The sequence below is a fragment of the Pontibacter brevis genome, from assembly GCF_054779655.1.
Window position 1 is genome coordinate 17,029 of record NZ_BAAGXV010000012.1, and the last position, 21,410, is coordinate 38,438.

Annotated in this window: 12 protein-coding genes; 3 read left to right on the plus strand and 9 right to left on the minus strand. The window is 51.6% G+C overall.

What is annotated here, in order from left to right; all coding sequences use genetic code 11:
• Positions 1 to 92: 92 nt before the first annotated feature.
• Entirely contained in the window at positions 93 to 2,624 is a 2,532-nt protein-coding gene (gene hrpB / locus ACYVB1_RS03095) for an ATP-dependent helicase HrpB (protein ID WP_460920445.1), read from the minus strand.
• A gap of 474 nt (positions 2,625 to 3,098) precedes the next feature.
• Here hrpB and ACYVB1_RS03100 point away from each other — a divergent pair, with 474 nt between their 5' ends.
• On the plus strand, positions 3,099 to 4,184 hold the full coding sequence (locus ACYVB1_RS03100) for a gluconolaconase (protein WP_460920448.1): 1,086 nt from the start codon (positions 3,099 to 3,101) through the stop codon (positions 4,182 to 4,184).
• Positions 4,185 to 4,470: 286 nt separating this feature from the next.
• On the plus strand, positions 4,471 to 5,388 hold the full coding sequence (locus ACYVB1_RS03105; protein ID WP_460920451.1) for a lytic transglycosylase domain-containing protein: 918 nt from the start codon (positions 4,471 to 4,473) through the stop codon (positions 5,386 to 5,388).
• Between the two features lie 42 nt (positions 5,389 to 5,430).
• Here ACYVB1_RS03105 and ACYVB1_RS03110 read toward each other — a convergent pair whose 3' ends face one another.
• The 5 genes from ACYVB1_RS03110 to ACYVB1_RS03130 all read right to left on the minus strand — a co-directional run bounded on the left by ACYVB1_RS03110 (position 5,431) and on the right by ACYVB1_RS03130 (position 10,731).
• Positions 5,431 to 6,249: a membrane or secreted protein gene (locus ACYVB1_RS03110; protein ID WP_460920454.1), complete on the minus strand. Its 819-nt coding sequence runs from the start codon at positions 6,247 to 6,249 to the stop codon at positions 5,431 to 5,433.
• Between the two features lie 243 nt (positions 6,250 to 6,492).
• The gene (locus ACYVB1_RS03115) at positions 6,493 to 7,221 is read right to left on the minus strand and encodes a DUF4397 domain-containing protein (protein WP_460920457.1); all 729 of its coding nucleotides are present in this window, start codon (positions 7,219 to 7,221) and stop codon (positions 6,493 to 6,495) included.
• Positions 7,222 to 7,417: 196 nt separating this feature from the next.
• Entirely contained in the window at positions 7,418 to 7,708 is a 291-nt protein-coding gene (locus tag ACYVB1_RS03120; protein ID WP_460920459.1) for a hypothetical protein, read from the minus strand.
• Positions 7,709 to 7,926: 218 nt separating this feature from the next.
• A complete protein-coding gene (locus ACYVB1_RS03125; protein ID WP_460920462.1) occupies positions 7,927 to 9,075 on the minus strand; it encodes a putative sensor domain DACNV-containing protein in 1,149 nt (382 codons plus the stop codon).
• Between the two features lie 72 nt (positions 9,076 to 9,147).
• The gene (locus tag ACYVB1_RS03130; protein WP_460920464.1) at positions 9,148 to 10,731 is read right to left on the minus strand and encodes a chemotaxis protein CheB; all 1,584 of its coding nucleotides are present in this window, start codon (positions 10,729 to 10,731) and stop codon (positions 9,148 to 9,150) included.
• A gap of 467 nt (positions 10,732 to 11,198) precedes the next feature.
• Here ACYVB1_RS03130 and ACYVB1_RS03135 point away from each other — a divergent pair, with 467 nt between their 5' ends.
• Positions 11,199 to 12,836, plus strand: a complete 1,638-nt coding sequence (locus tag ACYVB1_RS03135) for an ABC-F family ATP-binding cassette domain-containing protein (RefSeq protein ID WP_460920466.1) — start codon at positions 11,199 to 11,201, stop codon at positions 12,834 to 12,836.
• Between the two features lie 173 nt (positions 12,837 to 13,009).
• Here the strand turns inward: ACYVB1_RS03135 and ACYVB1_RS03140 are convergent, their stop codons facing one another.
• The 3 genes from ACYVB1_RS03140 to ACYVB1_RS03150 all read right to left on the minus strand — a co-directional run bounded on the left by ACYVB1_RS03140 (position 13,010) and on the right by ACYVB1_RS03150 (position 21,371).
• Positions 13,010 to 14,692: an alpha-amylase family protein gene (locus ACYVB1_RS03140; RefSeq protein ID WP_460920468.1), complete on the minus strand. Its 1,683-nt coding sequence runs from the start codon at positions 14,690 to 14,692 to the stop codon at positions 13,010 to 13,012.
• 200 nt (positions 14,693 to 14,892) lie between these two features.
• Positions 14,893 to 16,452: a protein adenylyltransferase SelO gene (locus tag ACYVB1_RS03145; protein ID WP_460920470.1), complete on the minus strand. Its 1,560-nt coding sequence runs from the start codon at positions 16,450 to 16,452 to the stop codon at positions 14,893 to 14,895.
• Positions 16,453 to 16,832: 380 nt separating this feature from the next.
• A complete protein-coding gene (locus ACYVB1_RS03150; protein ID WP_460920473.1) occupies positions 16,833 to 21,371 on the minus strand; it encodes a DUF7619 domain-containing protein in 4,539 nt (1,512 codons plus the stop codon).
• Positions 21,372 to 21,410: the final 39 nt, after the last annotated feature.

Below are 21,410 nucleotides of genomic sequence, written 5' to 3' on the forward strand. Positions count from 1 at the left end.
TTCCCTTCTTTTTATTTTTATCAGGTCATGGTAATAGCCTTATATAGGTATTACGGATTTTTTATGAAATGAGGTTTTTAGTTTAAATATGTTTACTTCACCGGCCTTTTCTTGGTGCCTCTTGTAGGTGGGGCCGTGAGTGGGTCTTCAGGCCAGTGGTGTTTGGGATACCGGCCACGCAGGTCTTTCCGAACATCAAAATAGCCGGTGCTCCAGAAGCTGCGTAAGTCCTGGGTAACCTGCACCGGGCGTGAGGCAGGGGAAAGCAGGTGCATCAGCAAAGGCACCTTGCCACCCCCGACTTTTGGCGTGTCCAGCATACCAAACACTTCCTGTAGCCGCACCGCAAGTACCGGTGCCGAAGGGTCTGCATAATCAACCGCTATCCGGGAGCCACTGGGCACCTGCAGGTGGGAGGGCGCGAGCCGGTCCATTTCCTGCCGTTGCTCCCAGGTCAGGTCCGACAGCAGGATTTCGTTGAAGTCCAGGCGGGCTACCTGCTCCAGGGTGCGAAGGCCGGCCAGGTGCGGTTGCAGCCAGGTTTCCATTGTGTCGGCCAGTGCAGCATCCGAGGCATCGGGCCAGGTTGCCGGGTCCAGCCGGTGCAGGAAGGCCAGCCGCTGCCGCGTACGCTGTGCTTCAACGGACCAGGGCAGCCGGACTATGCCTTTGTCCTGTAAGCCTTGCAGCAGTGCCTGCGCCACCAAATCCGGGTCAGGTTTTGCCAGCTGTGACTCTTCCAGCACCAGCGCCCCCAGCCTTACTATCTGTCGCGCCACTACCCGTTGGGTGGCGGCATCCCAGCGCACTTCCTGCAGCTCTTCCAGCTGGTCTGAGAAGTGCTCCAGTATATTTGCTTTCTCAACCGGCGCTGCCAGTAATACCCGCGCCTGCTTTCCTGTTTCCAGGTGAGCAACGGCATAAAAGGTTGCTTCCCCGAATAACTCCGTCTGCAAACTGGCCCGCTGCCCGGTCACCAGCCGTACCCGTCCTGATGCTTCCCTCTGTGCGAGTCGGTCGGGGTAGGCGAGGGCGGTGAGTAAACCGGCAGCATCTGTGTTGAACCCGCCGTCTGCCAGCCTTAGCCGTTGCCGTAGGTGCTGCTCCTGCTCCCGTACCCGCCGCAGGGCGTTTTCATCGAGTACGTAGCCCGGAGTATGAGGTCGCCTGCCCGCCAGTATTTCAAGGCGTATTTGCAGGTCGGGCAGCGGTTCCTGCCACGCGAGCTGCACAGGCTTGAGCATATCCCGTTCAGAAAGGAGAGAGGCCAGGGCACAGGCGGTGCTGCCGAAGCCAGCCTCCTTGCCGCGCATAACCAGGTGGCCCAGCCTCGGGTGTATGCCCAGGGTGGCCAGGGCCTTGCCATGGCGTGTAGGTTTGCTTTCCTGGTCAAGGGCACCCAAGCGCTGCAGCAGGTCCCGTGCCAGGGCAATTGCTGCCGCAGGAGGAGTGTCCAGCCACCTCAGGGCGGATGCTTCTTTTACTCCCCAAAGCGCCAGTTCCAGCACCAGTCCAGTTAAATCCGCTTCGCATATTTCCGGGGCCTGCCTATCAGGGAGCTGCAGCTGATCGGCTGAAGACCACAGGCGGTAGCACACCCCTGGCTCCAGCCGGCCCGCCCGCCCCCGGCGCTGATCGGCTGCGGCACTGGAAACAGGAATGGTGGCCAGCGTAGTGAGGCCGGTGCGGGGAACAAATTTCGGCACCCTGGCGTACCCGCCGTCCACCACAATCGTGATGCCCTCTATGGTTAAGCTGGTTTCTGCTATGCTGGTGGTGAGCACTACTTTCCGTTTCCCTTTTGGTGCTGGCCGAATGGCGGCGAGTTGTTTGTTGAGGGTAAGCTCACCGTGCAGCAGGTGTAAGTCAGTTGCGGGCGGTAAACTGGCTTCGAGGTGCTGAGCTACTTTCCGTATTTCACCTTTGCCCGGTAAAAAAACCAGCACATCGCCTTTGGTGTGTTTTGCCAGGGCCTGCCGCACCGCTTTCGGTACCAGGTTGGTAAGCCGTTCCATGGGGCGGTTACCGGCAGCAGCCACCTCTGCCGGAGGCAGGTAAAAAGTCTCCACAGGAAACTGGCGGCCTTCGCTCCGGACAACGGGCGCATCAAGCCATTTGCCTACAGAGGCGGCATCGAGTGTGGCACTCATAACCAGCAGGCGCAGGTCTGGCCGCAACACAGCCTGGGCATCGAGTGCCAGGGCCAAACCTAAATCAGCCTGTAGGCTGCGTTCATGAAACTCATCAAATATAATAGCCGCAACACCCTCCAGGGCAGGGTCGTCCTGGATAAGGCGGGTGAGAATGGCCTCTGTCACTACTTCTATCTTTGTTATGGCTGACACCACATGCTCCATCCTTACCCAGTAGCCGACTGTCTGGCCAGTGGGTTCCCCCAGTATGTCAGACATGCGCTGCGCCGCTGCCCTTGCTGCAAGCCGGCGCGGTTCCAGCATAATTATTTTCCCTCCGTTCAGCCAGGATGCCTCCAGCAGGGCCAGAGGCACGAGCGTGGTTTTACCGGCGCCGGGCGGTGCTTCAAGAACAGCACGGGGGCTCGCATTCAATGAAGACAACAGCCGGGGAAGGGCTTCTTTAACGGGTAAATCAGGTAAAATTTGCACTGAATCAGAGGAAAGGGTTCAAACCCAAAGTTCTTCATTTTATAGCAGATTTGGTAATAAGAAACGCTTCCCGCCCGGCATGCAGCGTTCGTTTACCGCCTATTGATTTTGCAGCCGGCAGAGTTGCAGGTGAGGTGCTGCCGGAGGTATTCACAGGTTCACCCTATGCAGGCTTGTGTTTTTGTGATCATAAACTCAGGTGAATGATTTTGTTCTCTTCTTCATGTCACAAAGGCAAAGCTTCGCGGCATTCGCTTTAATCCCTTGCCTTTCATCCTTGTGAAAGCGAACCTTTACTAAGAAATATAAAACGAAAGCGACTGTGCCACAGGCCCCAGGAGTATACACAGGGTATGCAGGCCACACCAGGCAAATCTTAAGGCAGGTGTTCTGCGGCTGTTTCATCTGATACGGACGATAGCCTTTTGTATGATGATTTGTTCTCTATTTCTAATATTAAAACCTGATTAAGCTATGAAGCATTTATCCGTTACTACAGCCGCTTTCCTGCGAAAGCGATTTTCCTTCCTGCTTTTTTTCCTGGTATGCCTGGGCACTGTTTCCTGCTCTCCTGAAGAGCTCTGGGATGATTTTGAAGACATTCTGGATGACGTGGATGGATCAAAAGGCGTTCCGGAGGTTATTACGTTTCATGAAGCCGGCCTGTACCCGGAAGGGGTAGGCCATGATGCGGTTAACCGGCGCTTTGTTGTTTCATCTGTCAGTACGGGTACGGTGGGAACTGTGCGTTATGACGGCACCTATTCCCCTTTTATCACAGACAACCGCCTGATTTCGAGCATTGGGCTGAGGGTGGACGAGTCCAGGAAAAGGGTGCTGGTAGCAGGAGCCGATCCAGGGGGAACACCTAATTCCAGCCCGGGTACAGCAGGCCAAACGGCTGTGTTAGGTATTTATGACCTGGAAACAGGAACGCCGCTGCATTTTGTAGACCTGGCGGCGTTACGTCCCGGCATGCCTCACTTCGCGAACGACATCACCCTGGACCATCAGGGCAATGCTTATGTTACCGACAGTTTCTCTCCGATTATTTACAAGGTAGATGTGGGAGGGAATGCCTCTGTCTTTTATGAAAACAATGATTTTGCCACACAGCCAGGCGCCTTCGGGTTCAATGGGATTGCTTTTCATCCGGCAGGCTACCTGCTGGTGGCTTACTCCGTGGAAAATGCGATTTACAGGATACCGCTGCACAATACAGCGGCCATCAGCGAAGTGCAGCTGAATGCTCCCCTGGAGTCGCCGGACGGGCTGTTGCTGAGCCAGAATGGAAAGCAACTGGTTGTGGTAAACAACGCGGGAGGAGAGGCTACTGGCAGAGTGCTTTCTTTTGAAAGCAACGACAGGTGGGCTAGTGGTACCCTGACCGACAGTTTTGTAGCAGGCCCTGTTTTCCCGACAACCGCTACAGGATATGGAGATGATGTTTATGTTTTATATGCCCACCTGCACAAACTGTTGGGGGGAGTACAACCGCCGCAGGAAGAATACACAATCCGCAGGATGCCTTTCTCAGAAAATGAAACATTCGGGCTGTAGCCTGTAGGCACTGCCTGCAGCTTAAAAAAGATTACCTGCATAAAACCTCCCTGTGCGCGCAGGGAGGTTTTATGTTTTAGGACTGATCTTCAGCTGTTTCAGGGGTTTTGTTTTGAACTGTGGGCCTTCTGCAGGACAGCGCTGAACCTTCTGTTTCCGGCCTTTCCACAATGATTTTTAGCTGTGCAGTCCTACCAAACCTGCTTGATTTTTTTTATCTTTAAGAATAAGAAGGTAAACAGGCTGAAATGCTACTGAAGGGAAATATAACGGAAAGGAAGAGCGCATGACAAAGCAGTATTTGAAATTCGGATGGGTAGGAAGCGTAGTGTTAGGGCTCTCGTTGCACCTTTGCAGCCAACAGCCCCTGCGGCCCGAAACCCCTGTAAAGACAGAAACGAACCCCGTGGCAACAGCAAGAGGCTACCGGCCCCCGGCCATGCCTGATGCACTAACCTTTGCCGGCGAACCGGTGCCGCTGCATCTGCCAGATGTAGCCGAACGCCTGGATAAGGAGCTGCTCATGAACACCTATGCGCATTACAGTACCATGATGGGCCTGAAGCGCATGCAGCGTTACGTCCCTGAAATAAAACGCCTGCTCAAAGAAAATGACATTCCGGAAGATTTTATTTACCTGGCGCTTGCCGAGAGTCTTTTTGGACATGTTAAGTCCCCGGCGGGTGCAGCAGGCTTCTGGCAGCTGATGCCTGACACAGCCCGTGGCTACGGTATGATAGTGAACGGTGATGTGGACGAGCGCTACCATGTAGAAAAATCCACACTGGCTGCCTGCCGCTACCTGAAGACGGCCAAAAAACTCCTTGGCAACTGGACGAATGCAGCTGCTGCCTACAACCGTGGCATGGGCGGCATTTCACGGGCGCTCAAGAAACAGGGGGTGGAATCTTACTATGACCTGTACCTGAACGACGAAACATCGCGCTACATGTTCCGGATCCTGGCTTTGAAAGAGGTCCTGGGAAACCCGCAAAAGTATGGCTTTGACTTTTCAGAGGAACATGGCTACGAACCTTTGCCTACGCGCTCCCTGGTGGTCACTTCTTCCATTTCGGATCTTCCTGCTTTTGCCATAGAACAAGGCACCAACTATAAAACATTGCGCTACTATAACCCCTGGATAAGGAGCTACGATTTGCCAGTGCCCGCAGGAAAGGAGTTTGTGCTGCAGTTGCCAAAATAACCGCAGCTTCGCTTCGACCTTTTTTTGTGATGGTTGAGCGTTTTATTTTTTAGAAGGGCGGTGCCAGATTTCGTTTATTTTCTTACCGGTGCTGCTCAGGCCGCTGTGGTGCCAGTCGCCATCTTTCACTTCAAAGTCGAAGGCCAGCTGGCTGCCCACTCTGCTGGAGTCGCGGGAGAAGAACTCAATGTTTTCAGTGTACTTGCCGTTTTGGGTGGTATAGGTGCCGCCCCCGGTTCCAAAAAATCCCGCTGTTTCAGAGTTGAAGGCAATCCATTGAAAGCGGTTGCCTGCCAACATTTTGATGGTTTTACGCGGGCCGGGATGCATGGGGCTCATCTGCCCGTTCTCGTCTGCGCGTGCCCGTATGCGCCAAGCTCCTGCCAGCGGCGAAGCGCTGCTTTCTGCCTGGATTTTCTCCCATGTTTCGGTACCCTTTGCCTCTTTTACTCCCTTTAACTGCAACTTATCGTTCATGAGGGTGTAGGAGCCTGTTGCTGTTTTTCCAACAGCAGTGCTGTCGAAGGTGTTAAACTCGTACTTCTGGGTTATCTTCCCGTCTTCAACGGTATAAGTGCCACCATAGGTACCCAAGAATTTTTTACCTGCCTTGTCATAGTAGGCCACAGAAAAAAAACCGTCTTCCATAATTTTAACAGCGGTGGCGTTCGGGAAGGCTGCCTTTTCTAATTTAACAGGATTGCTGAGCCGCCAGGCTCCTTCCAGTTCAACGGCCTGCACCAGGGTGTGAGCTTCCGGGGCCTGCCTTTCCTGTGTTAAGGGAGGAGCCGTAAAGCCCATCAACAGCAGTAAACCCATGGAAAATAACTTGTGGCCGAAAAGTCTTTTGAGTGTTGTCATGGCTTCAGGAGATTGGCTTTTAAGGTAGAACGAAAATACGCACAGGGAGTTGACCTTGCAGGAAACCAATGTATTACCACGCCAGGCAGCGTTGGTATCAGGTGCAAGAGGGGAGGGGCGCAACGGAAAAGGCTTTTTCAGAAAATGAATAAGCCGCTTCACCTTGCAGTCAAGCGGCTTTTTTTACCAGGTAATGATGTCAGCAACAGTGGCTGGTTTGAGAAGGAAACCCCTCCTGCAGGTTTAGTAATTCCGGATTACCTGCAGGCTCAGGACATTCAGGTTGCCGGTTGGAGGTGTTACAAATCCACGCACAATAAAAGAATAGTTTCTGCCCTGCTCCAGGGTAATGTTAGGCACAGACAGCAGCTGCTCCTGGTTTGCAGCGTTTTTCAGTTTTATGGTGTAGGTGCCGGTTGCTACTTTCCTGAACGGCGTATACTCCTTGAAGTCCATGTTTGTGGTGAAGGAGGAACTGGTGCTGTTTTTTACCATGACAACGTCAACAGCAGGCGCATCAGGAGAGAGTTGTACAATTCGCAGGGCTGACTCGCCTGTACCTGGCGTTATCAGGCTGTCCTTTAAAACCAGCAGTTCCATTTCTGCCAGCTGGTCCATCACCATCAGGGAGTAAATTTTGCCTTCCGCAAAAGTTACGGCGGTGTCGATGAATGCGTTGGCCGCATTTACCGGGGTAAACTTTATCCTGTGGTTTCCCGGAGAAATGAAGTTAAAGTAATCAGAATACCCCGCGTACCGGAAGGCCTGGCTGTTGATGCGGCTGTTGTCTACAAAAATGTCGAAGTCCGGAGCATCAGGTGCGCCATGATAAATGGAAACATAGGTAGCAGGCTTCAGGTTATCGCTGTCCTGGTTCTGCACATCGAGGCAGGAGCTTAAGGAAAAGGTGAGCAGCATGCATAAAAGAAATGAGATCTTGCTTAAAAAAAGCTTTCCCGGTGTTTTTTTCATAAAAGTTTTAAAGGGTTAGTAGAACATGTGTTTTCTGCCAGCACAGCAAACGTGAGCAAGCACCTAAGCCGGATTGTGTTGACATGGGAGAGACCCTCACACCAAGGGGGAGGGTTGCAAGTGCCCTGTTTTTTATTTTATAGGGAGGTCAAGTGCAGCCCTGGCTGTAGGGGCTTGCTGCGTAAGTCCTGACGTACTACGATGCTAACCTGTTGGTGCACACGCTGGCATTGATAAAGCTCTTGAGCGTGGCATAGTCAAAAGAATTGTGCTCGATGCAATCTACCCCGTAAAAGAATATCCGGAGGGAGGTGTGCAGCTCCTGTATAAGCTTCACTTCTTTTTCGGCCGCTGATCCGGCCGGCTTTATCAGGATGCCTTCTTGCTGAATAAAAACTGAGAATGAGGAGATAGTGCCGTCTTTTACCAACTCTTCGTGCTCCTGAAGTGCTGAGATAACTTTCGTTGTCATGAAAATCTGTTCCATAGGTTACAGTGCTGCTTATCACTGTCAGGTACTCTAACGCAACTGCCGATAGGTAAAATTCCGGAATTTATACTGCTTCCGGATACGTGAGAATACTGAAAAACAGCATAAGTAGAAATCCAGGAGCGGGTACAGGCCTGGCTGTCAGTTAAAAGAAGATGCAGCCGCGGTCACAATAGTGTCCGCGCGGGCCTGCCTTCTGAATCAGCCATCAGGAGTTACAACAGCAGCGCGTCGATGCGGTGGGCGTGCACCAGCTGGTCGTGGGGCGACCAGGAAAAGATGGTGAAGGCACCATCCTGCGATGCCACAAGCGCGAAGGCATCATGCTGGTCGTGCACAAACTGAGCGGCAGACAGGTGGCGGGTGCCGCCTGCCTGAGAGGGAGAAACAATGGTTGGGGTGCTGCCGACAACCGGTTCTGTCACCATCACCTTTTCTATGGGCGTGCTTCCCTGTGGCCTGCCAATTTTAGAACCGAAGGCAAGCAGTTCATACTGGTCGCTGATAACGGTTGCCCCGTCTACTGCCGTTACACCCGCAATGCCCTCCACTACTTTGTTGACTGAACTTTGCCACTTGCCTTCGGTTCTCTGTTCCTCATCCTGTTGCATCAGCTCTGTGAGCTTGTCAAAGGCAGGGAAAACCGAGTACAGCACAGGATGTATGATGGAGTTTCGCCAGTTCTGGCTGCCGGCAGGTACCACTAAAAGAATGCCGCCGCGCTTGTGGGCGCGCATCGACACGGCCAGCTGCACGAGCACGTTCACGGGGTCTTCCCAGGCGGAGGGTGATGTAAAACCGAGCAGGGTGGAGAGGAGGGGCGGGCGCTCCTGCAGAAAGATGCTTTCCTCATCCAGCACTTTTACCTGATCGCCTTTTAGCACTGCAATGTTGGCAAATTTCCCTAAGCCACCTGTTCTACGGTATTTCACCACCAGCAGCCCCGGTTCTGATACATCCAGCACCAGGCACAGGCTCGGTATTTTTCGGGTAGCCCCCCATATATAAAGCGCATCCTCATCCTGCCACACGCCCAGGTGTATGCCGGGGCGCTCCACGGCCGGGGCAAGTTTTGCAAGCACCCCGGGTGTTAGCGGGAGCCGGTGCTCCAGCAGCAGCGGCTGACCTGCCAGTTCGGGGGGGAGTAAGGCCAACGAGATTCTGGTAGAATGGCCCTCTTCGCGCCGCAGGCTTGCCCAGAAGGCTGTGTCAATGAGTATTTCAATAGCCTTGGCCTCCGGTTCGGGTGCCAGTTCCTGTTCACTAAGCTGGCGCGCCGAAGCTAGGTGGCGGACAAAGTGGTTTTCTACTGTTTTGGCTACTGCCTGGGCCGCTTTATAAGTTGTATGGTGGTGTAAAGGCATGTTGAGACTTTGATATTAAAAAAATACTGGCTGAGCTTGTGGAGTTATCTGCTGCAACCCCTGTGTCTGAGGCTATATGCTACACCTGATTTCAAACACAGAGCCTCCGCCTTTTCTCTCCTGTACCTCCATTTTTCCCTGTAATAGTTCAAGGCGGTTCTGGATGCTGCTTAGCCCAATTCCCTTTAACTTATGAAAATCTTCTTTACTAATTCCAATGCCATTGTCTTCCACACGCACGGTTATTTCGTTTTCGGTACAGACCATGGTTACCTTCGCTTCTGTTGCCTGTGCATGTTTGAGAATATTGTTCAGCAGTTCCTGGACAATCCGGTATAACGACAGCTCCACATTATAATCGAGGCGTTTGTCAAATCCCTTAATTTCACTGGTTATTTTTAGGTTCGGACAGTTAAAGCGGGAAATGGCTTCTTCTGTGGCTGTTTTAAGCCCGAAGTCCTTCAGAACGGCAGGCGACAGTTCTGCCGATATATTTCGGGTAATAGTAACACTCTCTGAAAGCAGTTTATCAATGGAGGCTATGCCCTTCTCTTGTTTGTCGTCGGCTGCATCTAAATTGTTCAGGTTCAGTTTGGCAGCGTACAGAATCTGGCCAAGGCCATTATGTAGTGCCTCTGATATACGGCTACGCTCAGTCTCCTGTGTTTGCAATATGGCACTTAAGATCTCTCGTTGCTGCGTAAGCCTGAACTGGATGTTAGCTTCTTCGGCATCTTTCTGGTCCTGAATATCAGTAGCGGTGCCAATCCACAGGCTTATTACCCCATCCTCGTGCCGGATGGGCACATCTTTAATCAGGTGCCAGCGGTACTGGTTAGTAGCCTTATTGAAAATCCGGGCCTCGGTATTAAAAACCTCCCCGTTTCTTAATACAGACAGAAAGTTTGACAACAGGTTATCCAAATCCGACGGGTGAATTGCACTTTTCCAGCCCCATTTTATTGACTCTTCTCTTGTTAAGCCGGTGTACTCGTACCATAGCTCATTAAAAGAGATGTTTTCGCCATTCGGCTTATTTGTCCATGTGATATGAGGCACGGCTTCCAGCAGGATCCGAAAATGCTCTGCATTGGAGATGTTTTCCTCCTGCTGCGTATCGGGAACCGGCTCATTAACCTTCCCGCCCTTTTTACTGGCAGCTTCCGTACCATCGCTGCCAGTGTCGGACAACGTGACGCCACTGGCTCCGTTTTTGTTGTCGGCCAGGGAGTTGGAAAACGTATCCCCAGTTCCGGAGCGGCCAAGGTTAGTACTGTTGCTAAGCTGTAAGAGGTTGTTTTTTATAGTGAATGTATGATTATGAGGGATCACGTACACTTTCTTAGCCTCCACAGGCATGTTGTGCTGTGCTTCCAATACCTTCAGGGGAGCATATTCTTTCACTAACTGGCTCAGATAGCTGCGGTAATCAGAGTCTGTGTGCTGCACAATCACGTACGCCACGTTATCCTGTGCTAAGTTTGGGAAATGTGCTTCCTGCGCCTGCAACCCACCGGCAGTTCCACTTATTACTACTAATACCACCCGTTCTGCCTCTCTTCGGGCATTGCTGCCTGCTGCCTGTTGTTCATTTTCCTGTTTAGCTGATGCTGCCATGTCCTGTCCTTTCATAAGGGGTACGTGAGTTGCTGCCATTTCTTTTCCCTCCGGCTAAGTTACCAAAATGTGGTGAAACTATTTTTTGTAAGGGAGGAGCGGCGCAATATACTGGCGCAGATGTCGCAAAGCGAAACATATTAAGGCAACGGGCTGTGGGAAGGATAGGTGCTGGCGCATTGGCAGGTGCAGCATACAACTTAAACCCAACGCTGCCTGTCCTGTTTCGGTATCAATAAATTAAACTGTCATTTCGAACGCTGTGAGAAATCTGTGTTCTTTCATGACCAGGCAATATCCCAGATTTCTCACAGCTTCGCTGGCTCTTTTCGGCTCGCGCCTCAAGAATGTTCGAAATGACATAGTTACTAAGGACAAGGCATTTTAGTCAACCTTGGATTACCTCAACCTCTTCATCAACAGCATACAAATCAGCCAATCTTACTTCAAAATCTGAGGCATGAGGGTGAAAAATGTCTTATCTTTGCACCTTTATTTTTAGCCTTATGATTTCAGTTGACGGAGTTACGGTCGAGTTCAATGGCTCGGCGCTTTTTAGCAATATTGGTTTTAACATTAACGAAAACGACCGTATTGCCCTGATGGGCAAAAACGGCGCGGGCAAGTCTACGCTGCTGAAAGTGATAGCAGGCGTAAGCAAACCTACCCGGGGCAAAATATCGGCTCCCAAAGATGCTGTTATTGCCTACCTGCCCCAGCACCTGCTAACAGAAGATAACTGTACGGTGTTTGAGGAGGCCTCCAAGGCCTTTGCCGACGTACTCAACATGAAAGCGCAGATGGACGCGCTGAATGCCCAGCTCGAAACACGCACCGACTACGACTCTGATGATTACTACAAACTGATAGAGCAGGTGTCGGAACTGGGCGAGAAGTACTATTCCATAGAAGAAATCAACTTTGATGCAGAGGTAGAGAAGACGCTGAAGGGCCTGGGCTTTGAGAGGGCTGATTTTGGCAGACCGACCACAGAGTTCAGCGGGGGCTGGCGCATGCGCATTGAACTGGCTAAAATCCTGCTGCAGAAGCCGGACCTTATCCTGCTCGATGAGCCTACCAACCACCTGGACATTGAATCCATCCAGTGGCTTGAGGATTTCCTGGTGAACAACGCCAAGGCCGTAATCGTCATTTCGCACGACAAAACCTTCGTAGACAACATCACCAACCGCACCATAGAGGTGACCATGGGGCGTATTTACGATTACAAAGTAAACTATACCCAATACCTGCAGCTGCGCAAAGAACGCCGTGAGCAGCAGCAGAAGCAATTCGAAGATCAGCAGAAAGAGATTGCCGATATCCAGTCCTTCATCGACCGTTTTAAAGGCACTTACTCTAAAACCCTGCAGGTGCAGTCGCGGGTGAAGATGCTGGAGAAAATGGAAATCATAGAAGTGGACGAAGTAGATTCCTCTGCCCTGAGCCTGAAATTCCCGCCTGCCCCTCGTTCCGGTAACTACCCGGTTATTGTGGAGGACCTGACAAAGAAGTACGGCGACTACACCGTTTTCAAAGATGCCTCGCTTACCATAGAACGTGGTGAGAAAGTAGCTTTCGTGGGTAAAAACGGGGAAGGTAAGTCTACGCTTGTAAAAGCGATCATGGGCGAGATAGACTACGAAGGAAAGCTGCAGCTGGGCCATAACTGCATGGTGGGCTACTTTGCACAGAACCAGGCTGCCCTGCTCGACGAAGACCTGACTGTTTTCCAGACGATAGACCAGATTGCTGTTGGTGACGTCCGGACTAAAATAAAGGACCTGCTGGGGGCCTTCATGTTCAGCGGCGAAACGGTAGAGAAAAAAGTGAAGGTGCTATCAGGTGGTGAGAAAACCCGCCTGGCGATGATCAAGCTGCTTTTACAGCCTGTAAACCTCCTGATCCTGGACGAACCTACCAACCACCTCGACATCAAGACAAAGGACATCCTGAAAGATGCGCTCAACAGCTTCGATGGCACGCTTATCCTCGTGTCCCACGACAGGGATTTCCTGGACGGGCTGGCCACCAAGGTTTTTGAGTTCGGCAACAAACGCATCAAAGAGCATTTCGAAGACATCAACGGTTTCCTGAGAAACAAGAAGATGGAGAACCTGCGGGAGATAGAGCGCAAAGCTTAAGAGTGAAGGGAAATACAGAAAAGAGCCGCCTCGCATAAAATTGCGAGGCGGCTCTTTTTATACCTGTTCTGAACGTGAGCCTGGAAATGTCTGATGCGGGCAGTTTTCAGCGGAAAAGCACTGACATAGAAGAAGCCTGGGCAGCCCTAAGGAGCAGTTTTGAAATTGAGCTGTTACGGCTTTCCTTCCTGTAAAACCCCCTCATTCTTTTTTCTCTTGAGCAGGTGACTGAGGTCGCCTGCACGGAACCAGCGGTAGCCGTAGGCATTTAAGGTAATGGTGTGAATGCCATTGGCATTGGCCGTGCTTTCTTCCCGCGCCATCAGGTCTATCAGCCTTCCTTCCTTTTTCTGCTTCAGGTTCAGGGCTACTTCATGCGGCTTTTCCTCAAAATTGTGGAGCACCACCAGCGAATTTCCCCGCCAGCAATAGTATATTCCCAGTACCTGGGGCAGGCCGGTATCCAGGATTTCCCATTCGCCCCATCCTATTTCCGGGCATTCTTTGCGAAGGCGTATCAGGGCGGTCATCCAGTTGAGCAGGGAATCCGGTTTTCGGCGCTGGTTCTCCACGTTCACGTGCTTATAAGAATAAGGACCCTCTTCAATTACCGGCAGTACCAGCTTATCTGCCTGGGAGAAACCGGCGTTCAGGTCGTCGGACCATTGCATGGGCGTGCGTACTGCATCCCGCTCTTCCAGGTCAAGGTTGTCGCCCATGCCTATCTCGTCGCCATAATGTAGCACGGGAGTGCCCGGCAAAGAGAACATCAGGCTATAGGCCATTTCAATCTGCTGCCTGCTACCCAGCATTGGCGCTAACCTGCGGCGGATGCCCCGGTGATAGACTTGCATGTGCTCTTCCGGCCCAAAACGATCAAATACTTTCTGCCGCTGCTCCTCTGTGAGTCTGCCCAGGTCCAGTTCGTCGTGGTTGCGCAGAAAGTGCGCCCACTGCGATGTTGGGAATGCATTTCGGGTTGATTCCAGCGCCTCCACCAAGGGTGCGGTGTCGGCGGTGGCCAGTGCATAAAACATGTACTGGTTCACATAAAAATTAAACATCAGGTGTATGCCGTCTCCCTCTGTGCCAAAGTAATTTTCTGCCTGGTGCGGCAGCACATTTGCCTCTCCCAGCAGGATGGCACCTCCCTTTCGCCACTGCAGGAAACGACGCATCTCCCGCAGGTACTCAAACTTCATTTCATGCTCTGCCATGCCCGGGTTCGGGCTTTCCAGAATAAAAGGGACAGCATCTAACCTGAATCCTGATACCCCCAGTGCCAGCCAATAACCGATGATACGGCTTATCTCTGTCCGCACATCCGGGTTATCCATGTTCAGGTCCGGTTGAAAGTCGTAGAAGCGGTGGAAGTACCAGGCTTTGGCTTTCCTGTCGTAGGTCCAGGTTCTTTTCTGCACGCCCGGAAAAACCATGCCCTCGTTCCAGTTAGCCGGTTTTTTTTTGGACCACACATACCAGTCGTGGTACCTGGAGTTTTTTCCTTTCCGGGCCTCCTGGAACCACGGGTGTTGCCTGGAGGTGTGGTTCACCACCAGGTCCAGGAGCACTTTTATACCGTGCTTTTTGGCCTGGTGTATAAACTCAACAAAGTCACCGCTGGAGCCATAGCGGGGGTCTACACCATAGTAATCTTTAATGTCGTAGCCGTTGTCCTTATTAGGGGTAGGCTGGAAAGGCGCCAGCCAGATAGTGTCGATACCTAAAGCATCCAGGTAGTCGAGCCGGCGGGCAAGTCCCTCGAAATCGCCGATGCCGTCCCTGTTCACGTCTAAATAGGTTTTGATATTCAGGTTGTAAATGATGGCGTTCTTGTACCAAAGATCTTCTATCATAGCTGGTGCTGAATTTCATGTAGCAGCTGCTGGTTCCTGTGCTGCAGCCGGTGCTTTTATAACTACGTGAGCAGCCTGTATTTCTATGCAGTAGATGCGCTTTCCCTGTTCTGAACGTTTCCTGGAAGCACAGAAGCCTCAAGCTGTATTACCTGTTGCAAGCCACGGTGTTTATCCTTTTCTGTATGTGTTGCTTGCTATCATGAACTGCAGGATAGCATGGAGCAGCCGGCTTTCTGGGTGGCCCAACCCGGTCTTTTGGCGAAGAACTCGTCGAACTTATGTGAATAAGGTTCTTTCATGGCCTCCTGTAGTTTTAAGAACAGCTCATTTTTGCCTTGCGCCAGTTCTTCTATGGCCTGGTGCAGCATGTAGTTCCTTAAAATAATACGGGGATTGCTTTCCCGCATGCGTTGCCGGGAGTCTTCGCGTGAAATAGCATTCTCCTGTATCCGCTTACTGTAGCTTCTTATCAGCTTGTGAAGGGCTTCTCTTTCTGCTGGTGAAGGATCCTGGTAAAAGCTCTCCTCGAAATGCTTCACAACATCCTGCGCTTCCTCCAGGTCGAGTGGGAGGTCAATGAGCAGCTGGTAGAAGATGGTCATGTCAGGCTTCAGGGTGGCGAGTGTTGCCTCAAACTGCTCGATGAGCTCAACGTCCTCCTGCTTTACCTGGTCCAGGCCGAGCTTCTTCATCATCATGCCCAGGTACTTTTCTGCGAACACATCGCCATAGCCTTCCAGCACCTCAATCAGTTCTTTTGTGTCAGGCAGTAGTGGTGCAATAGCGCTGGCCAGGCAGCCCAGGTTCCAGTAGGCAATAGCAGACTGTTTCCCGAAGGCATACCTTCTGCCTGGCAAATCGGTGGTATTCGGCGTAAAGTCCGGGTCAAAATCATCGAGAAAGGAGAAGGGGCCATAGTCGATGGTGAGGCCGAGAACAGACATGTTATCGGTGTTCATGACGCCATGCACAAAGCCCACACGCATCCACTCCACAATCATACCTGCCGTGCGTTCCATCACCTCCTTAAACCAAAGGAGTATTCTGTCTTCTCCCTGCAGGTGCGGGTAATAGCGGTCGATGGTCCAGTCGGCCAATTTGCGCAGGTTGTCGGTTTCTTTACGGGCAGCCAGTATCTCAAAATTACCAAACCGCAGGAAGCTCGGGGACACACGCATGACGATGGCGCCCGGTTCATAGGCTGCGTTCCCGTTGTAGAACATGTCCCGCAACACAGGCTCACCGGTGGAAACAAGGCTGAGTGCTCTGGTAGTGGGAACACCGAGGTAATGCATCGCCTCGCTCATTAAATACTCCCTTACCGATGAACGCAGCACCGCACGGCCATCGGCACGGCGGGAGTAGGGGGTAGGGCCTGCTCCCTTCAGCTGCAGTTCCCAGGTTTTGCCTTCGGCTGTTTCCCACTCGCCCAGTGTGATAGCGCGGCCATCGCCCAATTGGCCTGCCCAATGGCCGAACTGGTGCCCCGCATAGCAGGCAGCGTAGGGGTGCATAGAGGCAGTTATGTTGTTCCCCCCTAATACGTCAATTTCCTCCTGGCTTTCCGGCTTCTGTATTCCCAGCTTTTCCGCCAGATCATCGGACCAGGCCAGCAGGGTAGGCTTTGCTACAGGAGTGGGTACGGCTTTGCTGTACAGAACCCCCGGCGTTTTACGGGGCTGCAGGTTTCCGCTTTCATCCCCGTCGAAGGTACTGACAAATTCCTTTTTATATTCTTTTGCGCTTAAGCTTTGCATAGGTATCCGGTTTAATAGGTTGTTACTGTGTCGGCCTTAGCCGTTCAGACAGCTTTATCCTCCTTTTTAACCTTGATTTAAGGTGAACAGTTATATTTTAATCAAAACAGAACATAGTATAATTGTACCATTTGATAGGGTGAAGGAGTTTGTATAACAGTGCTGGTATAATTTAAGCCTTAATGCAGCCATATGCTTGAACTGCTGCTGGTGCGAGCTTGTAGCTCGTACCTTCATTTGCCCCTACCCCCAGGCGCTCCACCCAAAGACTGGAAACTGATTCAATTCGTGCTGGCAGGTGCAAAATATGCTTACAAAAGGAGCATAACATCATTCATGATAACAGGCGCTAAAACTCGTTTGCTAATCTTCATGGATGGTTACAATACCGTTAGCTTTTTCATCACAATGCCTTTGTCTGTTCTGATCCGGAGGAGGTACAGCCCGGCCTGTGCAAAGGCGACATGCATCTCCAGCTTTTCAGGTCTAGGACTGGTAAGGCTTGCCGTATGTACCAGCTTTCCCACGGTGCTGAAGACCTGCACGGCCTGCACATCAAAGTCGGCATGTTGGAAATTGATGGTAAAGTGGCCAGTGGTAGGGTTAGGATACACGGCAATGGCCTGTGCCGGTGTGAGCTCCTCCACCACAAAGTCAGCAGTGCTTTGGGCTATGCCACCGTACCCTGTTACCGTTACCTTTCCGGAAGTGGCGCCACGCGGTACCCGTACTTTATAGCTGCTACCTGATGCTTCTAAGACTAGTGCTTTCTCTCCATTAAAATGAACCTCGTCCTGCACACCGAGCATGCCGAAATACGCACCTGTTATTTCAACTTCGGTGCCTACACTTCCTTGAGTGGGTGCCATGGCGACGAAGACAGGGGCCGGTATCACTTCAAAGGAAGCAGCGCTTGTGGCTTTACCGCCGGGTGTTTCTACAGTAACAAACCCGGAAGCAGCACCTGCTGGCACTTTTACCGTCAGTCGCGCTGGTGTGGCTTGTAAAACCTGTGCCTGCGCCTGTCCGAACATCACCCTGTTTCGGTCTGCAGCCGGGGCGAAGTGCTCGCCGTCCATGTAAAGGGTGGCTCCTACAGCGCCTGTGGTTTTGCTCAGGCTACTGATAGAAGGCTGATGCCAGACGACGTATTCCACTGTACTTTCTGCCTCTCCTCCTTTGGTCACTACCTCAAATTTTGAGGTCACTGCTTCAGCTGGCACCCGCACCACCAATTCATTGTCTGTGTGGCTGATGATGTCGCATTCCTTTGTGCCAAGCCTGATACTTTCAAACAATCTGGCGTTAAGCTGTTCTCCCCGCAGGGTAACGGTGGAACCTGCCGTGCCTTCTGCAGGGCTAAAGCTGTTGAGTACAGGCGGCTGGTATACCTCAAAGGCGGCTGCTGTGTGTGCTGTGCCATCGAGGGTGATGACTTTAAGAGGACCTGTGGAGGCATTGGCCGGCACCAAAACTTTGAGTTCAGTTTCGGATGCGCTTATAACGGATGCCGGCACACCGTTAAAATATACTTTGTTGCTGGCCGGGGCAGTTGAAAACCATTTGCCACTTAATGTCACTTCGGAGCCTTGTTTGCCAGCAGCAGGAGCGAAACTGTTGACAGCCGGGCTGGCGACAATCTGCTCCAGGCTCATGCGTACCGATTCATCTATCACCAGCGGCATGTCGTAGATGCGGTTTACAGTGGCGTTCGTGCGGACAGGGGAGTTGTAGTCGAAAAAGATATCAGCGTAATTTTCAACAGCTGTTTTTTCCGGCAGGTCTGCTTTGGGTTTAATGCTGAACTGGATGTACCCATGGCTGCCTGGCTCGTTGGTGGTGCTGTCGGGCAGCATGATATTATCGAACGTCCAGGTAAGCACAGCGTTTCCTTTGCCGCTCAGTTCATACCGGTAGCTGTGTGAGGCGGAGCCGATTTGCAGCGTGCCCAGGTCCAGGTGTTCGGAGAGCGTGTCTACCACCACTACCCGGTAAGCCACGTCGGTGCCGGTATTCTGGAACCGGATTTTGTATTTAAGCGCCACGCCCGTAGGGGTGTAGTTTTCTTCCGTGCGTCCGGCAGGTGTTACCAGCTTGTCGTTCGGGTCGTAGGAATCGAGGATGGGCAGGCATTCTTCGGCTACTTCGGCTTCCTCGTCATCGGTGGGCAGGGCGTTAACAAAGCCGGTATCAAAGGCGGTTGCAGTGGCAGCCGTGCTGCAGGCCTCTACTGTCTTGCTGGCCATGGTGTTGTCGCCGTTTCCGTCGGGTTGGTCTGCCTCCACTCTCACTGTTCTGCCACCAGCTGGCACCCAGAGCACCATACTGTCTCCGGCAGCCAGCCTGTAATCCTCTACCGTTGAAAGCAGGCCGTTGATGTACTTTCTGAACTGCTCGCTTTCCTCCATATCTGCCTGGCCGGTGTTTTTTATCACAAAGCGCACCTTGCCTGTTTCTGTGTTACAGGTGCCGGTAACCGTAATAACAGGAGCAGGAGGTGCCGTTGTGCTTTCGTTGCCTGGTGTAATCCAGGCCTTTGTGCAGACGGTCATGCCTCTTATACCCTCGTCGCCACAAACTACTCTATCCTGTATCGTTATGATGTTTCTCTGACCAGCTGCCACGGTGCCAACTTCAAAAACATAAGTGCCGTTGGGCAGGCGGGTGTAGGGTTTGTCTGCCGATAGCAGTTCTACCTGCTCCGGAAGCCTTAAATACACGTTCGCATTGCTGGCAGGGGCAAAGCCTGTGTTGGAGTAAGTGATCTTCGTGGTGCTTTCAAAGCAACGGCGGCGGCGGTCGGAGGAAACACTGACAGCGAGATAGGGGAAGAGGGTGACCTTGGTGCCAAAATGATGCCCCCGTGAAGTGTTGCCCATGGAAGAGAAGCTTACCTGCTGCATCGGCGTACAGGATTCTGTTTTCTTCCCTTCGGTGCCTGTACTTGCAGGCAGGAGTGGTGTAAGGGTGTAACTGCCCGTGTCTACTTCTATTGTATAGTTCCCGTCTTTGTCTGAAAGTGCGTAATAGGGGCCTGGTGATGCTTCTACGATGATACCCGGCATTCCCTTTTCTCCGCTGTCCTTTACGCAGTTTTCATTCTGGTCATGATAAATGGTGCCAGAGATACGATTTCCTGTGACGTATTCTTCTGTTGTGTCCGGGGTAAAACAGGTAACAGCATGAAAAGGGCTGACAATATAAACCCGCGTTCCGGAGGCATTTACAGAAAGCCTGGCTCCCAGGTAGTTGATAAGGTTACCATGAAAGCGGGTGCTTGCCAGGACAGACCCGGTTTCCGGATCACACTTAATCATAAACCCTCTTTCTGACAGGTAAAGCTTGTTTTCCGCATCAAAATCTATGTCCAGTGCTGTGATTCCGTAAGGATGATCCGCCGGTATAAAATCGCCGACAAACTGACCGTTCAGGTCGTACTTTTTTATTCCTTTCAGCAGCAAAACATAGATATGCCCCGTGTTGTCGATGTTAAAATTAACCTTCCCGTTAAAGGCGTCACGGGTGAGGTTAATAGGGCTTCCTGTTTCGTTATGAATGAGGTTGAACCTGGTTACAAAAACACCGGCGGGATTGTATTTATATAAAAAGGTTTCATCAGAGAGGTAGATGTTCCCCTCCGGGTCAAGGGCCATACGAACCGGGTTAGCCGGCGCTGTAGCAGAGCCGGTATTGGGTGCAAACCTGGAAATAAATTCACCCCGGTAGTTAAATTTCTGAACAGATCCCTTTACATCCGGTGCCAGCACATAAAGATCGCCGTTCCTGTCGAGGGCCATGTCACTGATAAAATCCTTGAACTGCCCATTTACATCGGCTCTTCCCCCAAAAGTGAAAAGATGCCGGCCGCTTTTATCGAATTTCTTTACCAGCCCTGCTATATGGTTGGCTACAAAAAAGTTGCCTACTTCATCTGATTCAGTTACTACAGGATAATGAACCAGCCCATCTGCGGTGCCGGGTTCTCCAAACTCAAGTACAAAGGCTCCGTTTGGGGAGAACTTCTGAATACGGGAGGGCTCTGAGGCCTCAGCCACATAAATATAACCATCAGCGTCTACTGCAAGGTTTAGTTGCGGGCTCGTCATCTGGCCTTTGTCCCGGCCTTTAGAACCAAAACTGGAAAGCAGCCTGCCCGCTGCATCAAACTTGATGACTTTATAAGCACTCACATCGGTTACATACACATTGCCCTGTGCATCAAGTGCCACATCAGATGGATGAAAGAAGATAGTAGAAGCATCCGATACAATCTGCCTGATAAAGCCACCTTCCTTGTTGAGTACCTGGATTCTGCCGTTGTTTGCATCTACAACGTAGAGGTTGCCCGCTTTATCAAGCGCCAGCTGTGTTGGCATGCTAAACTGGCCTGGTTCCGCACCAAAGGAACCTGTCACGTAAACCACGTTGCCTTGCTGGTCGATTTTCTGGATTCTGTGACTCCTGGTGTCCGCAATGTAGATAAATCCCTCCTGGTCAACTACCATACCTTCCGGGTATTCAAACTGTCCCGGCAAGCTGCCTCTTCCGCCAAAATGCAGGACTGTTTCGCCAGCAGGGTTTAATTTTTGGACAGTTCCGCTGAAAGAAGTTAAGATGTATGTGTTACCTTCCTTGTCGCGGCTGATCCGGTAGTGGCGATTGTAGTCATCGTACTTCTGGTTTTGGGTATTATCCGGATAATTCAGGTAAAGTTCATTTTTAAAATTACCCAAAGAGTCGAATACACGGGTTGAGTAAGAATCTGCCACATAAAGCAGCCCATCATCGCCTATAACGAGATCGAAAGGATCATTCAGTGTGTTTCCTAAAGCATAAGCCGGAGCGTATGTTGGCGTCTGCGCAGGAGCAGCTAAGAAGCAAGACAGAAAGATAAGGAGGAGAAGTAAAGCTGCTTTCATGAGCTGTTTGAATAGAGGAAGAAAAAGCGTTTTATACCT